The organism is Cupriavidus gilardii, assembly GCF_017598945.1.
Lineage (GTDB): Bacteria > Pseudomonadota > Gammaproteobacteria > Burkholderiales > Burkholderiaceae > Cupriavidus > Cupriavidus gilardii_E.
Map to the genome: position 1 here is coordinate 19,946 of NZ_JAGFTW010000004.1, position 13,678 is coordinate 33,623.

Sequence of the window (13,678 nt, forward strand, 5' to 3'; positions counted from 1 at the left end):
GCGCCGCGCAGCACCGACATCCAACCGCTTCCCGACCGGCATTCCCATGACAGCACGTCGCATCCTCGTCACATCTGCCCTGCCTTACGCCAACGGCCAGATCCATATCGGCCACCTGGTGGAATACATCCAGACCGATATCTGGGTCCGCTTCCAGCGCATGATGGGCAACGAGGTCTATTACGTGGGCGCGGACGATACCCATGGCACGCCGGTGATGCTGCGCGCGGAAAAGGAAGGCATCACGCCGAAGCAGCTGATCGACCGGGTGTGGAACGAGCACAAGCGCGACTTCGACAGCTTCCTGGTCTCGTTCGACAACTACTACAGCACCGACTCCGAGGAGAACCGGCTGCTGTGCGAGAAGATCTACCTGGCGCTGAAGGCCGAGGACCTGATCGCCGAGCGCGAGGTCGAGCAGTTCTACGATCCGGTCAAGAACATGTTCCTGCCGGACCGCTTCATCAAGGGCGAGTGCCCCAAGTGCGGCGCCAAGGACCAGTACGGCGACTCCTGCGAGGTCTGCGGCACCACCTACGTGCCGACCGACCTGAAGAACCCGTACTCGGTGGTGTCGGGCGCGACGCCGGTGCGCAAGTCCTCGACCCACTACTTCTTCAAGCTGTCCGATCCGCGCTGCGAAAGCTTCCTGCGCGAGTGGGTGGCCGACCTGGCCCAGCCCGAGGCCAGCAACAAGATGCAGGAATGGCTGGGCAGCGACGGCGAGGCCTCCACGCTGTCGGACTGGGACATCTCGCGCGACGCGCCCTACTTCGGCTTCGAGATCCCGGGCGCGCCGGGCAAGTTCTTCTACGTCTGGCTGGACGCGCCGATCGGCTACTACGCCAGCTTCAAGAACCTGTGCGAGCGCAAGGGCATCGACTTCGACGCCTGGGTCGGCCCGCACTCGACCGCCGAGCAGTACCACTTCATCGGCAAGGACATCCTGTACTTCCACACGCTGTTCTGGCCCGCGATGCTGCGCTTCTCGGGCTACCGCACGCCGACCAATGTGTTCGCGCACGGCTTCCTGACCGTCGACGGCGCCAAGATGAGCAAGTCGCGCGGCACCTTCATCACCGCGCAGAGCTATATCGACACCGGCATGAACCCGGAATGGCTGCGCTACTACTTCGCCGCCAAGCTGAACGCCAGCATGGAAGACCTGGACCTGAACCTGGACGACTTCGTCTCCCGGGTCAACAGCGACCTGATCGGCAAGTACGTCAATATCGCCAGCCGGGCGGCGGGCTTCCTGGTCAAGCGCTTCGACGGCCGCGTCGACGACGCCGCCCTGTCGCATCCGCTGCTCGAGCAGCTGCGCCAGGCCGCGCCGCAGATCGCGCAGCTGTACGAGGGCCGCGAATACAGCAAGGCGCTGCGCCTGGTGATGGAGCTGACCGACGCCGTCAACGCCTTCGTCGACGCCGAAAAACCGTGGGAGCTGGCCAAGGACGAGGCCAGGCGCCCGGCGCTGCATGCCGCCTGCTCGGTGTCGCTGGAAGCGTTCCGGCTGCTGACCGTCTATCTGAAGCCGGTGGTACCGAACGTCGCGGCCGGCGTCGAGGCCTTCCTCAATATCGAGCCGCTGGACTGGCGCGCGGTCGACCGCCAGCTGAGCGGCACCAACCCGATCAAGCCGTATTCGCACCTGATGACGCGGGTCGACGCCAGGCAGATCGAGGCGCTGCTGGCCGCCAACCGCGACTCGCTGCAGGCCACGCCCACGACCGGTGCGGCCGAGGCTGGCAATGCCGCCGGAGCCGGCATCGAGCCGATCGCCGACACCATCACGATCGACGACTTCGCCAAGGTCGACCTGCGCGTCGCGCGCATCGTCGAATGCCGCAAGGTCGAGGGCTCGAACAAGCTGCTGCAGCTGACGCTCGACCTGGGCGAGGGCAAGACCCGCAACGTCTTCTCCGGCATCCAGTCCGCCTACCAGCCGGAGCAGCTGGTCGGCAAGCTGACCGTGGTGGTCGCCAACCTGGCGCCGCGCAAGATGAAGTTCGGCCTGTCCGAAGGGATGGTGCTGGCGGCCTCGGCGGCGGACGAGAAGGCCGCGCCGGGCCTCTACATCCTCGAACCGCACTCGGGCGCCGTGCCCGGCATGCGGATCCGCTGAACGCCTTGCCGCCGCGGGGCGGCCTCAGCCGCCCTGCACCTTCGACGGATCGTCGCTGCGCGAGGTATGCGTGACGAGCCCGTCCGTGCCGAAGTGCACGTTGAAGAAGGCCTTGTCCTGCGAGGTCTCCCACCAGCGGTAGCCCCACACGGTCTCCTGCTTCAGGCGGAACGCCTCGATCTTCGTCGGCTTGCCCAGCATCCGGCGCACGCTGTCCTGGCTCATGCCGGCGCGCACACGCTGGAAGTTCTCGGCGGTCAGCACCTGTTCGATCGCGCCGACCCGGCCGTCGGCGCCGATCGTCACCATCCACGTGGTGGCGCCCTCGGGCCCGCGCGGATATTCGAGGCGGCGCGCGCCGTTTTCCTCTTCCCAGACGATCTCGGGCTTGCCGGCCTGGCGGCGCACGTCGTCCTCGCTGGACACGCCCGGCTCGATGCCCTTGAACAGCTGGCTGTCGGGCTGGATCGTCTGCCAGGCCGAGCGCGCGGCGTCGCCGGCCTTGTTCAGCGCCTCGTCGACCTTGCGCTGGTCGCAGCCGAACAGCGCCAGCACCGAAGCGATCAGGCCCATGGCTGCCACCCCGCGCGCGGATCGGCGGCCGGCGCCCACGCCGCCGCCTTCATCGCTTGATGGCCTCGACGGGCCCTTCCGGTGGCGTTGGCGGATTGTCGGCGTCGCCGCCGGTGCTTCCCGTGCTTCCATCCTGCTCTCTCCTGGCGCCCTCGCGCCGTGATGACGATCCTGAAAATAATTGGCTCCAGCTGTCGAAGCGGCGGTTGAACAGCAGCGACAGCCCGTTGATCGTGCCGCCCCGGGCGATCAGCGACCAGCGCCGCGAAAACGCCCAGGTCAGCTTGGCGACGTTGGCGGCCGAGGTCAGGCTCTGCTCGTAGCCGACCGAGATCTTCTCGCTGACCGCCTTGCCGACGGTCACCACCTGCTGGTCGCTCAGGCCCGCCGTGCTCGGACCGATCGAAAACTCGTCGATGCCGAAGCGCTGCACCACGCCCTTGCCCGCCTTCGAGCCCAGCATGCCAAGCGCCGCGCCGCCCAGCGCTGCACCGCTCAACTGCTGTTGCTGCCCCGCCGTTCCGCTCTCGGCGCCGTAACCGAACATCAGCCATGACAGCTTGTCCTCATCCGGAACATTGGGCTCGGACACCAGCCGCACGCGCGGCAGCCGTACCGTGCCGGTGACCTCGACGCCCGCCTCGACTTCCTGGTTCAGCCGCATCGCGCGGATGTTCAGGTTGGGATTGCCGACCGGGCCATTGAAATTGACGATGCCGCGCGTGATCTGCAGCCGGCGGCCGAAGGCCTCGTAGGTACCGTCGACCACGCGCACGGTGCCGGTGACGCGCATCGGCGTCAAGGGTTCGCTGTTGACACCGAGGCGGCCGGCCAGCAGCAGGTCGGCGCCCGCGCCGCGGAAGCGGAAGCGGTCGCCCAGATCGACCGACAGGTCGATCACCGGCGCGAAGCGGCTGGTCGGCTGCGACTCCGGCACTGCCGGCGTGGCTGCGGTACGCACCTCGCGCTCGGCGCGGCGATCGGACTTGCGCACGATCACCACATCGTCGCCGAGCACCGGCGCGCCGGCCTTGGGCAGGTCGAACAGCCCGCGGTCGACGCGAAACTTGCCGCGGATCACGAACTGCCGATTCTCGTTGGCCATATCGGCATTGCCCGACACCACCAGCGTGCGCTCGGGACTGGCGAACAGCTCGAGCCGGTCGGCCACGATGCGTGCGCGCAGCGTGGGATCGGTCTCGCCGAGCCGCACGTTGCCGCTGGCGGTCAATGTGCCGTCGCCACCGTGGAAGCGCACCTGCCGCAGTTCGATCACGTTGCGGTCGAGCACGATGCGGACGATGCCATCGGTCAGGCGGATACCCTGGTCGTACAGCGTGATCGCCAGACCGTCGCCGTTGACCGTGCCCGTCAACACCGGCGCGCCGATCGTGCCCGCCAGCTGCATCGCGGCCGCGAGCCGGCCGTCGAAGGCGTATTGCGGGCCGGTCAGCGCCTCCAGCGCCTTGAGACGCGGCACGTCGAAGGCCACCTGCCCGCCCAGCGCCGAGGCCGGCGTCACCGTCAGCACGCCCTGCTCGGGCATCAGGCCGGCGAAGGCGTCGACCTTGGCGGTACCCAGGCGCGACGACACCAGGTTGCCGCGCAAATGCAGGCGATTGCCGGCAGCTTCGGCACGCATGACCGTCTCGCCGAGCCCGAGCGTGGTGAAGCCGCGGCCGGCGTTGACCGACAGGTCGCCGCTGCGCCGCCGCAGTTCGGCAAAGCCCGACGCGGTCTCGGCCAGATTCAGGTTCCATTGGCCGTCGAGCACCAGGTCGGAGCGCACGGGAGGCGCATCGCCGGTAAAGGCCTCGGCCAGCTGCAGCAGGTGGCCGACGTGCAGGGCAGTCAGCTGGCCTTTCGAACGGATGCGGCCGCGGTCCCAGTCGAGGCTGTCGAGCGCGATGGTCGCGCGCTCCAGCTGCAGCCGGGTGGCGCCGAGCGTCAGGCGCTGCGCGCCTGCGCTGATCGCGACCGGCGTCAGCAGCCGCAGCTGGACGGTGCCGCGCTCCTCCAGCGTGCTCAGCGTGCCGGTCCAGCGTCCGCTCTGCCAGGCGCCCTGCCCGGCGGCCTTCAGCTGCAGCGGCCGGCGCCGCATGCGGCCCTCGCCTTCCACCGTGAAGCTGTGTTTCGCCTGCGTGCCGTCGAGGCTGGCCTGCAGCGTGCTCATCGTCAGTTGCGGGCCGCGATAGCCGCGCGCGTCCAGGCGCAGCCGCAGCGGGCCATCGATGCCGCCGCGCAGGTCGGCGTTGCCGCTCGCGCTGTCGACCCGGTGCGGGCCCATCGACAGCGCGCGGGCATCGTAGGTCGCGGTGACTTCCGGACGCTGCCAGGTGCCGCTCACCTGGCCGTCGAGCTTGAGCGTGCCGGCGACGCCGAACTTGAGCCGGTCGAGCTGCGGCGCATCGACCGCCACCATCATGCGGTCGCCGCGCGCGCCGAAGCTGCCGCGCAGCTCGGCGCGGTTGCCGGCCATCGACAGCGTCGCCTCGCTGGGCAGCAGCCGCTGTCCGGCCAGCCGGATCTTGCCGCCGCCGGTCATCGGCAAGCCCGCGTATTCGCTGTCGCCGATCGAGAAATCGGCCGCCACGCGCGGCTCGCCGGCCAGCGTGCCGGACGCGTCGAAGTTCGCATTGATGCGGCCCTTGGCCACGCTGGCCAGCCGCGACGGGTCCAGGTCGCTGACGCGGCCCTTGAAGCTGAACGGCTGCTGCTCCTTCAGCCCGAGCCGGCCCTCGGCATGCACGCTGCCCTGCGCGACGCCGAGCCGCAGCGCGGCCAGCGTGACCGCGTCGGCATCGATGCGCGCGTCGGCGAACAGCTTGAGCTCGCCGCCGCCGAGGTCGAGCGCCACACTTTGGCGCCCGGGCTCCAGCCGCACGATCACCGGGCCGGACAGCCGCGCGCTGCGCAGCTTGCCATGGATCGCATGCGGGTCGAGCCGGCGCACGTCCAGATCGAAGCCGCCGCGGCCCTCGCGCAGCGAACCGCTGCCGGCGATTTCGCCATTGCCGGCCAGCGCGATGCGCAGGTCGCGGACATGCTGCGCCGTCTCGCTCAGTTCGACGGTGGCGCGCAGCGATTGCACCGGCAGCCGCTCGGCGTCGAGCGGCCCGGGCTCGTGATTGCGTAGGGTGATCTCGCCGGCCACGGTCAGCGGCGCGGTGCCGGGTGAGGCAGGCGCGCCGGGCGCCGCGGGGACAGCCGAAGCGGAGGGGGCGGCCGCCGATGCTGCCGATGCTGCCGATGCCGCCGATGCGGCCGGTGGGCTGGCCGGCGCCGCGGGCGCCGAAGCTGCCGGGGCCGAGGCCGCGGGGGCGCCGGGCGCAGCCGCGCCACCGGACCCATCGACCGGCCGCAATTCCGCGTGCACCGACAGATTGGCCTGCGGCGCGGACGGGTTGAACAGCCGTGGATTGATGCGCTCGGCATCGACCCGCAGGCGCGTAAAGGGCACCGCGCCGAAAGGGGTCAGCTCGATCTCGCCGCGGCCGCGCAGGCGGTCGCCGCTCGCCTCGACATCGGCGCGCAGCGCCTCCAGGATGCCGTCGGCGCGGGCGCTGACGTTGTAAGCCTCCTTCTCCCATTCGCCTTCGAGCAGGGCCTCGCCATTCAGTGCGAACGGCGCCTCGCCGGCGATCTGCGCGTTGGCCGACAGCTTGCCGTAGGGCGTGCCGAGGCGATGGACGCTGAGCCGATGCCGGCTGCCATCGGAATGCAACTCGGCCGACAAGTCGGAAAACACCAGCGGCGATGCGGTGGCCTCGGGCCCACGCAGGATCGACAAGCGCGCCAGCGTCAGCGCATCGACGTCGACCGCCAGCGGCAGCGAGAGCGAATCGGGCAAGGTCGGCGGCGGCTGGTCCGGCTCGTCCACGGGCGGCGGCAGCCGGACGTCGACATTGCCCAGCCGCAGCGCGGCCACATGCAGCCGCGGCCGGCCCGGCCCCAGATGCCAGGCCAGCGACCAGCTGCCGTCGAGACGGTCCACGCTGACGCGGGTGTCGCCCTGCGCAAACACCACGTCGCGCAACTGCAGGCCGCGCGCGAAGGTGCCGCCCTGGTACTGGCCGGCGAGCACGCCGGCCGACAGCCGGGTGGCCAGCGACCACAGCTCGCGCGAGCCGCGCTCGGTGCGCAGCGCCGCGCCGAGCGCGATCGCCAGCAGCAGGATCAGCGCCACCAGCGCGAGCAGCACCGCGCCGAGCACGCGCAGCCAGCGCCGGCGGCGCGGCGGCGGCGCGCGCGGGGGCTCGCTGCCGCGGGCGGGAACGGAAGGCAGATCGGGCGTGCTCATGCGCCGGGACTCGGGAAATCGGCAGGAACGGTGCCAGTTGACGCGATCGAGGCAATCGGGGCGATCGGGGCAATCCCGACGATCGCGTCATGCGCCGGTGCCGGCCGGCACGAAGGACGCATCGCCATCAGAATGCCACTCCCAGCGAGATATGCGGGCGGAACTGCCGCTCCTGGATGCCGTAGCCCACGTCGAGCTGCACCGGGCCCACCGGGCTGCGCCAGCGCGCGCCGATGCCCACGCCGTGGTAGATGCGCACGCCGTCGAGGTTGTTGGTGGCGGTGCCGGCGTCCCAGAAGATTGCCGCGCCCCAGTCGGGCTTGAACCAGTACTGGTACTCCAGGCTGGTGGTGGCCAGGTACTTGGCCGGCAGCACGGAGGCGCCCCGCCTGGTGCCGATCGACTGGAAGCCGTAGCCGCGGATCGAATCGGTGCCGCCGGCACGGAAGCGCAGCGTGGCCGGGATCTTGTCGGCGCTGCCGCTGGTCAGGTCGGCGCCCAGCTCGAGGCGCGCCACGATCAGATCGCGGGTCCGCACCGGGATGTATTGCCGGATGCGGCCATACAGGCGCACGAAGGTCTGGTCGGTCAGGAATCCCTCCACCGCCGCGCCGACCTGCGTGTTGATGATATTGCCGCGGCGCGGAAACACCGGGTTGTCGACATCGCGCCGGGTCCAGGCGTATTGCGGCACCAGCGCCTTGCTCAGCTGGCGCGGCTGATCGTAGGGCCGCAGATCGTCGTAGTAGAAATCCAGCGACAGCGCGGTGTCGTAACGCTCGCGCGTGCGGGCCCGGCGCACGCCGGTGCGCCAGCTGCGGGTGTCGGTGTTCTCGATGTCGGTGGTGCGCTCGTAGCTGCCGTAGACGCTGTTGCGATAGGTCTTGCTGTCGGGCGGCATCGCCACCTCGGCGAAGGCGTACTGGCGCTTCTGCTCGATGCGGGCCTGCGAATCGAAGATCCAGGCGCGGTTGAACAGGTTGTAGTAGGCGTAGCGCCCCTCGACCTGCGCGCCGGTATCGGTGTTGTAGCCGACGCCGGAAACGACCCGGTGTACCGGATACTCGCGCACGCGCACATTGACCGGCGCGGTCACCGTCTCGCCATTGCCGTCGGCGTCAGCGACCGGATCGCCGAGCTCGACCAGCACGTTGGAGAAGTACGGCTGATTCTGGATCGCACGCTGCAGCTCCAGCAGCCGCTCGACGCGATAGGGTTCGCCGACGTACAGCGGATTGACGTTGCGCACGATGCGTTCGGGATAGCGCCGCGTGCCGCTGACCACCAGCTCGCCCATGCGGTAGGCCGGGCCGCTGTCATAGGTCGCGCTCAGATCGGCGGCGCGCTCCTCGGGCTCGATGCGCGCCTGCGAGGCAGTCAGTTTGGCGCCGTAGTAGGCGTTGCTCTGCAGCTCGACCAGCGCGTCTTCCTTGGCCTTGTCCCAGTCCGACTGGCGGAACGGGTCGCCGACCGGCAGGCCCCACTTCTCCCGCAGCGCCGCAACCTGTTCGGGCGAACGCGTGGCGGCGGGCCCGCGCACATCGACATCGACCTGGCGGATCAGCGTGCGGGCGCCCGGATCGACCGTCACATGGATCACGCGGCTGTCGCCGCTGCCCTCGACGCGGGTGGTGGTCTGGGGGTCGAACCAGCCCTCGGTGGCGGCGAAGGCCCGGACCTGGTCGCCGACCGTTTCGACCATATAGGCGATCTGGTCCTCGCCGAGATCGGCGCGCTCGCGATAGCGGACCAGGTCCAGATGTTCCTCGAGAATGTCCTTGAGCGGCTCGGGGGCCTCGACCTGAACCCGGTAGGCCGCCTCGGCGGGCGCCGGCAGCATGGCGAACAGCAGCGCGATCAGGGACGCGAGCAGCGGGGCAAGCAGCGGCGCCGGCCGGCGTGCCGGCCGCCGCAATGCCGGCGCGGACGCCACCGCGCCGCTGGCCCGGGGGCGGCGGAATCCGATGCGCATGATCCCGAGGTCCAATATCATCCGTCGTTGCGATCCGACAAAGTCGCTATTTGACCACACCCCGGCGGCCGATCCGCAAACCCCGAGCGCCCCAGGGCGGCAAAGCCCGCCCCGGCATGGCAATACGGTAGAATCGCGGCAGTTTTCCATTCCCCTATAGCATTCTGTATAGCTTTCCTGCCATGGCCATGTACGAATCCGAGATCACCCAGTTCCTGAAGGCGCTCAAGCAGGAGCGCCCGTCGCTGGAGGCGGAACAGCGCCAGGGTCGCGCCCTGCTGTGGGACAAGACCCCGATCGACCTCGAGGAGCGCCAGCGCGCCGAGGCGTCGCGGGTCCCGCAGAAGCCTTACGTCTACTCGCTGGACTGATGCCGGCACGCGTCCCGGCGCCGGCGCCCCTGCCGACGACCGCGATGCGCGCAGATCCGCCCCACTCATGAACCATAGCGAACAGGACAAGCTCGCGCTCGCGCTCGCTCTGCCCAGCGTGGCGCCCGAGGGCACCGCGCCGGACACCGTCGACGGCATGGCGTTTGCGCGCCTGTACGGCGAGCCGCTGTTCCAGCTGCCGCAGGACCTGTATATCCCGCCCGACGCCCTCGAGATCTTCCTCGAGGCCTTCGAAGGGCCGCTGGACCTGCTGCTGTACCTGATTCGCAAGCAGAACTTCAATGTGCTCGACATCCCGATGTCGCAGGTCACGCACCAGTACCTGGCGTATGTCGAGCAGATCCGCAAGAGCAATCTGGAACTGGCCGCCGAATACCTGCTGATGGCCGCGATGCTGATCGAGATCAAGTCGCGCATGCTGCTGCCGGTCAAGAAGGCCGACACCGACGAGGACGCCGAGGACCCGCGCGCCGAGCTGGTGCGCCGGCTGCTCGAATACGAGCAGATGAAGCTCGCCGCGCAGAAGCTGGACCAGGTGCCGCAGCTGGGCCGCGATTTCCTGCGCTCGCAGGTCTATATCGAGCAGAGCCTGTCGCCGCGCTTTCCCGAGGTCGACACCGCCGACCTGCAGGCTGCCTGGGCCGACGTGCTCAAGCGCGCCAAGCTGAACCAGCACCACAAGATCTCGCGCGAGGAACTGTCCGTGCGCGAGCACATGAGCCAGATCCTGCGCCGGCTGCAGCATGCCCGCTTCATGGAGTTCACCGAGCTGTTCGAGGATGCGATCCGCTCGGGCAAGGGCGTGCCGGTGGTGGTCGTCAATTTCATCGCGATGCTCGAGCTGTCGCGCGAGTCCCTGGTCGAAATCACCCAGGCCGAACCCTATGCGCCGATCTATGTGCGCCTGGCCTATACCCCCGCATAGCCCCGGCTTCGCCGCGCGCTTTACCTGACGAGCAGTACACCGCATCCATGAAAGTCATTTCCTCCATTCACGAGCTGCGCGACCAGTTGCGCGGCCAGAACCGGATCGCCTTCGTCCCGACCATGGGCAATCTGCACGAAGGCCATCTGTCGCTGATGCGGCTGGCGCGCCAGCATGGCGATCCGGTGGTGGCCTCGATCTTCGTCAATCGGCTGCAGTTCGGTCCCAACGAGGATTTCGACAAGTATCCGCGCACGCTGCAGGACGATATCGAGAAGCTGCAGAAGGAAGGCGTCTACGTGCTGTTCGCGCCGACCGAGCGCGACATGTACCCGGAACCGCAGGAATACCGGGTCGATCCGCCGCACGACCTGGGCGACATCCTCGAGGGCGAATTCCGGCCCGGCTTCTTCAACGGCGTCTGCACGGTGGTGATGAAGCTGTTCTCGTGCACGCAGCCGCGCGTCGCGGTGTTCGGCAAGAAGGACTACCAGCAGCTGATGATCGTGCGGCGCATGGCGAACCAGTTCGCGCTGCCGATCGACATCGTGCCGGCCGAGACCGTGCGCGCCGAGGACGGCCTGGCGCTGTCGTCGCGCAACCGTTATCTGTCGCCGGACGAGCGGGCCGAGGCGCCGATGCTGTACCGCACGCTGCATCAGGTGCGCGACCAGGTGCTGGCCAACGCCGGCGGCGGCGCCGAACTGACCGCGGTCGAGGCGCAGGCCCTCGACGCGCTGAAGGCGCGCGGCTGGAAGCCCGACTACGTGTCGATCCGCAAGCGCAGCAATCTGCAGGCACCGACCCGCGACGAATATGCGGCCGGCGAACCGCTGGTGGTGCTCGCCGCCGCCAAGCTCGGCGCCACGCGTCTGATCGACAACCTCGAGATCTGAGCCTGGCCGCAGCGCAGTCGGCAGTCGGCGCAGCGTCAGCGCAAACCGGCGCGGGCCGCATGGCCCCCGCCGGTTCCGCTGCCCGGCACGCGCAACGCGATCTCCAGATCCGCCGCGCCGCGCTGCACCGCCACCTGCCATGCCAGCCGCCCCGCCCCATCGGGCAGGACCGGGTTGGCGCCATGTTCGAGCAGAAGCTGCAGCATGCCGCCGTGGCCGGTGTAGGCGGCCAGCGTCAACGCGTTCCACCCGCCGTCGTTGGCGTGATGCCAGGCCGCACCGCTAGTCAGCAGGACATCGGCAAGTTCGACATGGCCGTTGGCGACCGCATACATCAGCGGGGTACCGCCCTGGCCGTCGGCAGCATCGATATCGACATCCGCCACCAGCAGGCGCAGCACGTTGTCGAGCCGGCCTTGCGCCGTGGCCATCATCAGCGGCGTGACGCCCGACTTGTCGCGCGCATCGGCATCGGCACCTGCCGCCAGCAAGGCATCGAGCAGCGCGGGCGAGCCCACCGCCGCGGCGAAATGCAGCGCCGTCCTGCCGCCATCGTCGCGCGCCCGCACCGCGGCGCCCGCATCCACCAGCGTGGTCACCGCCTCGGCGGCGTCCGACAATACGGCCGCCATCAGCGCCGTGCGTCCGTTGGCGTCAGCCCCTTCCCGCAGCGTCGGCCCGCCCTCGCGCAACAGCCATTGCAATGCCGCCGGCGATGCGCGCATGACGCCCTGCATCGCATAGTGCAGCGGGCTGGCTCCGGTCCGGGTGACGCCACGCAGCTCGACACCGCGCGCCAGCAGCATGCGCAGGACCTCGGGACTGCTGCGCCAGTAGGCCGCGACATGCAGCAGGGTTTCGCCAATGGCGGTGCGGAATTGCGGCAGCGTCTGGTCGTGCCTGGGCCAGGCCGACAGCAGCCGCATCGCGCCGTCGTCGTCGCGGTCGGCCAGCGCGCGCATCAGCGCGGCGGTGCCGGCCAGCGGCATGGCCAGCGCGCCCGGCCTGGAGATGGACGGGGCGCCCTTGCAGGGTACAGAGAACATGTTCCCTCCTGTTTCGAACGGGATTTCCAGCGATCGGACCGGCAGGCGCCAGGCGCCGCGGCCGGCGCCGGCCAGTATTAAGGCGCGACGCGCAGGCGCTTCGCCTTTTCTGGCCGGCGTTGTGGAAATGGAAGTGCGGAGGAGACTGGGAAAGGAGGGAGTTGCAGCGGCGCGCTACGCCATGGCCGCCGCGCCGATTTCAGCGGCGCGCCGCCTGCCGCTGTTCGGTCTTCTTCAGATGGCGCCGATGGCCGCGTTGCCGCTTCCACCAGATCAGCACGCCGGTCAGCGCGAACAGCAGCGGCGCGAGCCCGAAGACGGAGATGAAGATGCGGCCGGGCAGGCCGAACGCTTCGCCGGTGTGCAGCGGGTACATCCAGTTCAGCACGGTGTCGCCGGCCGGTGCGGCCAGCGGATCGCGCACGCCCAGACGCTGACCGGTATAGGCATCCAGCCACAGCCGGGTCGCGCCGCTGCCCTGGCGGACCTCTCCCGGCTGGCGCAGCCGGATCTCGTAGGCATCGGTCGGCTGACGCGGGAACGACACGCGCGACACGGTCGCCTCGGGGTACAGCGCCTGGGCCGCCTGCATGGCCTGCTGTACGCCCATCGGCATGGCGCCCTCGTAGGGCGGCGTGGAGGCCGGCCGCGCCGGCGCGGTGACCGTCATCACGCTGCCGACCAGCGGCGTGACCCACTTCGGCAGATTCAGATACCAGCCGGAAAACGCCAGCGTCGCGAGCACCGGCGCGGCCAGGATGCCGCCGGCGCGATGCAGCGAATAGTTCAGCCGCCACCACGAGCCGCCGTGCGTGATGCGGAACGCCTGCACGATCGCGCGGGCCTTCAGCTTGGGCCACCACAGCGCGATGCCGGCCAGCACCGACAACAGCAGCAGCATGCCGCCCACGCCGGCCACGGTCTTGCCGGTATCGCCGGCGAGCAGATAGTGATGCAGATGAAAGATCGTCGGCATCAGCAGCGGGCGCGACAGTCCGGGTTCGCCCCAGATGCGTTCGCCCTTGATCGCCAGCGTGGCCGGATCGACCATCACCTGCCGCGAGCGTCCCGGCACCACGTTGCCCGTGGCGGGATCCTTGACGTGGTACCAGGCGACGAACACCTCGCGCTCCGATACCGGCAGCATCAGCATCCGCGGCTTGCCATACTGCGGATCGGCCTTCAGCCTGGCGACCACCTGCTGCACGGTATCGGCACGCAGCGGCAGCGATACCGGCTCGGAGGCCACCAGCAGCTCGGGATTGAGCGCGGCGTCGATCTCGTCGCGCCATGACAGCACGGTGCCCGTCAGGCCCAGCAGCACGAACAGCACGCCGAGCCACAGGCCGATGTACAGATGGAGTTTGACGAGCAGGACGCGCAGGCGGCCGGTAACCATGGTGGGGAACGATGGCACGGCCGGCGGCTGCCGACGCGCGCGCTACGAGG

Annotated in this window: 9 protein-coding genes; 4 read left to right on the forward strand and 5 right to left on the reverse strand. The window is 69.5% G+C overall.

The window, feature by feature from the left end:
• Positions 1–46: 46 nt before the first annotated feature.
• Entirely contained in the window at positions 47–2,125 is a 2,079-nt protein-coding gene (metG, locus tag J5T34_RS01955) for a methionine--tRNA ligase (protein ID WP_208578180.1), read from the forward strand.
• A gap of 24 nt (positions 2,126–2,149) precedes the next feature.
• Here metG and bamE read toward each other — a convergent pair whose 3' ends face one another.
• The 3 genes from bamE to J5T34_RS01970 all read right to left on the reverse strand — a co-directional run bounded on the left by bamE (position 2,150) and on the right by J5T34_RS01970 (position 8,970).
• Positions 2,150–2,698 carry an outer membrane protein assembly factor BamE domain-containing protein gene (gene bamE / locus J5T34_RS01960; protein WP_174106803.1) on the reverse strand — a complete coding sequence of 183 codons (549 nt, stop codon included), beginning with the start codon at positions 2,696–2,698 and terminating at the stop codon, positions 2,150–2,152.
• 49 nt (positions 2,699–2,747) lie between these two features.
• Positions 2,748–6,998, reverse strand: coding sequence for a translocation/assembly module TamB domain-containing protein (locus tag J5T34_RS01965; protein ID WP_208578182.1), 4,251 nt, complete (start codon positions 6,996–6,998; stop codon positions 2,748–2,750).
• A gap of 127 nt (positions 6,999–7,125) precedes the next feature.
• Positions 7,126–8,970 (reverse strand): autotransporter assembly complex protein TamA, encoded by a 1,845-nt coding sequence (locus J5T34_RS01970; protein WP_208578184.1) that lies wholly within the window; start codon positions 8,968–8,970, stop codon positions 7,126–7,128.
• Between the two features lie 182 nt (positions 8,971–9,152).
• Between J5T34_RS01970 and J5T34_RS01975 the strand changes: the two genes are divergently transcribed.
• The 3 genes from J5T34_RS01975 to panC all read left to right on the forward strand — a co-directional run bounded on the left by J5T34_RS01975 (position 9,153) and on the right by panC (position 11,183).
• The gene (locus J5T34_RS01975) at positions 9,153–9,341 is read left to right on the forward strand and encodes a DUF3460 family protein (RefSeq protein ID WP_208578186.1); all 189 of its coding nucleotides are present in this window, start codon (positions 9,153–9,155) and stop codon (positions 9,339–9,341) included.
• 67 nt (positions 9,342–9,408) lie between these two features.
• Positions 9,409–10,287 carry a segregation and condensation protein A gene (locus J5T34_RS01980; protein WP_208578188.1) on the forward strand — a complete coding sequence of 293 codons (879 nt, stop codon included), beginning with the start codon at positions 9,409–9,411 and terminating at the stop codon, positions 10,285–10,287.
• 47 nt (positions 10,288–10,334) lie between these two features.
• A complete protein-coding gene (gene panC / locus J5T34_RS01985; protein ID WP_208578190.1) occupies positions 10,335–11,183 on the forward strand; it encodes a pantoate--beta-alanine ligase in 849 nt (282 codons plus the stop codon).
• 35 nt (positions 11,184–11,218) lie between these two features.
• On the opposite strand, the gene J5T34_RS01990 is transcribed toward panC, so the two are convergent.
• Both J5T34_RS01990 and J5T34_RS01995 read right to left on the reverse strand, forming a co-directional pair.
• Positions 11,219–12,229, reverse strand: a complete 1,011-nt coding sequence (locus J5T34_RS01990; RefSeq protein ID WP_208578193.1) for an ankyrin repeat domain-containing protein — start codon at positions 12,227–12,229, stop codon at positions 11,219–11,221.
• A 199-nt stretch (positions 12,230–12,428) separates the two neighbouring features.
• Complete coding sequence (locus J5T34_RS01995; protein WP_208578311.1) at positions 12,429–13,628, reverse strand: PepSY-associated TM helix domain-containing protein; 1,200 nt, start codon at positions 13,626–13,628, stop codon at positions 12,429–12,431.
• Positions 13,629–13,678: the final 50 nt, after the last annotated feature.

Coding starts and splice junctions, on each gene's coding strand:
- metG (WP_208578180.1), top strand. CDS start 47: ATGACAGCACGTCGCATCCTCGTCACATCTGCCCTGCCTTACGCCAAC.
- bamE (WP_174106803.1), bottom strand. CDS start 2,698: ATGGGCCTGATCGCTTCGGTGCTGGCGCTGTTCGGCTGCGACCAGCGC.
- J5T34_RS01965 (WP_208578182.1), bottom strand. CDS start 6,998: ATGAGCACGCCCGATCTGCCTTCCGTTCCCGCCCGCGGCAGCGAGCCC.
- J5T34_RS01970 (WP_208578184.1), bottom strand. CDS start 8,970: ATGCGCATCGGATTCCGCCGCCCCCGGGCCAGCGGCGCGGTGGCGTCC.
- J5T34_RS01975 (WP_208578186.1), top strand. CDS start 9,153: ATGGCCATGTACGAATCCGAGATCACCCAGTTCCTGAAGGCGCTCAAG.
- J5T34_RS01980 (WP_208578188.1), top strand. CDS start 9,409: ATGAACCATAGCGAACAGGACAAGCTCGCGCTCGCGCTCGCTCTGCCC.
- panC (WP_208578190.1), top strand. CDS start 10,335: ATGAAAGTCATTTCCTCCATTCACGAGCTGCGCGACCAGTTGCGCGGC.
- J5T34_RS01990 (WP_208578193.1), bottom strand. CDS start 12,229: ATGTTCTCTGTACCCTGCAAGGGCGCCCCGTCCATCTCCAGGCCGGGC.
- J5T34_RS01995 (WP_208578311.1), bottom strand. CDS start 13,628: ATGGTTACCGGCCGCCTGCGCGTCCTGCTCGTCAAACTCCATCTGTAC.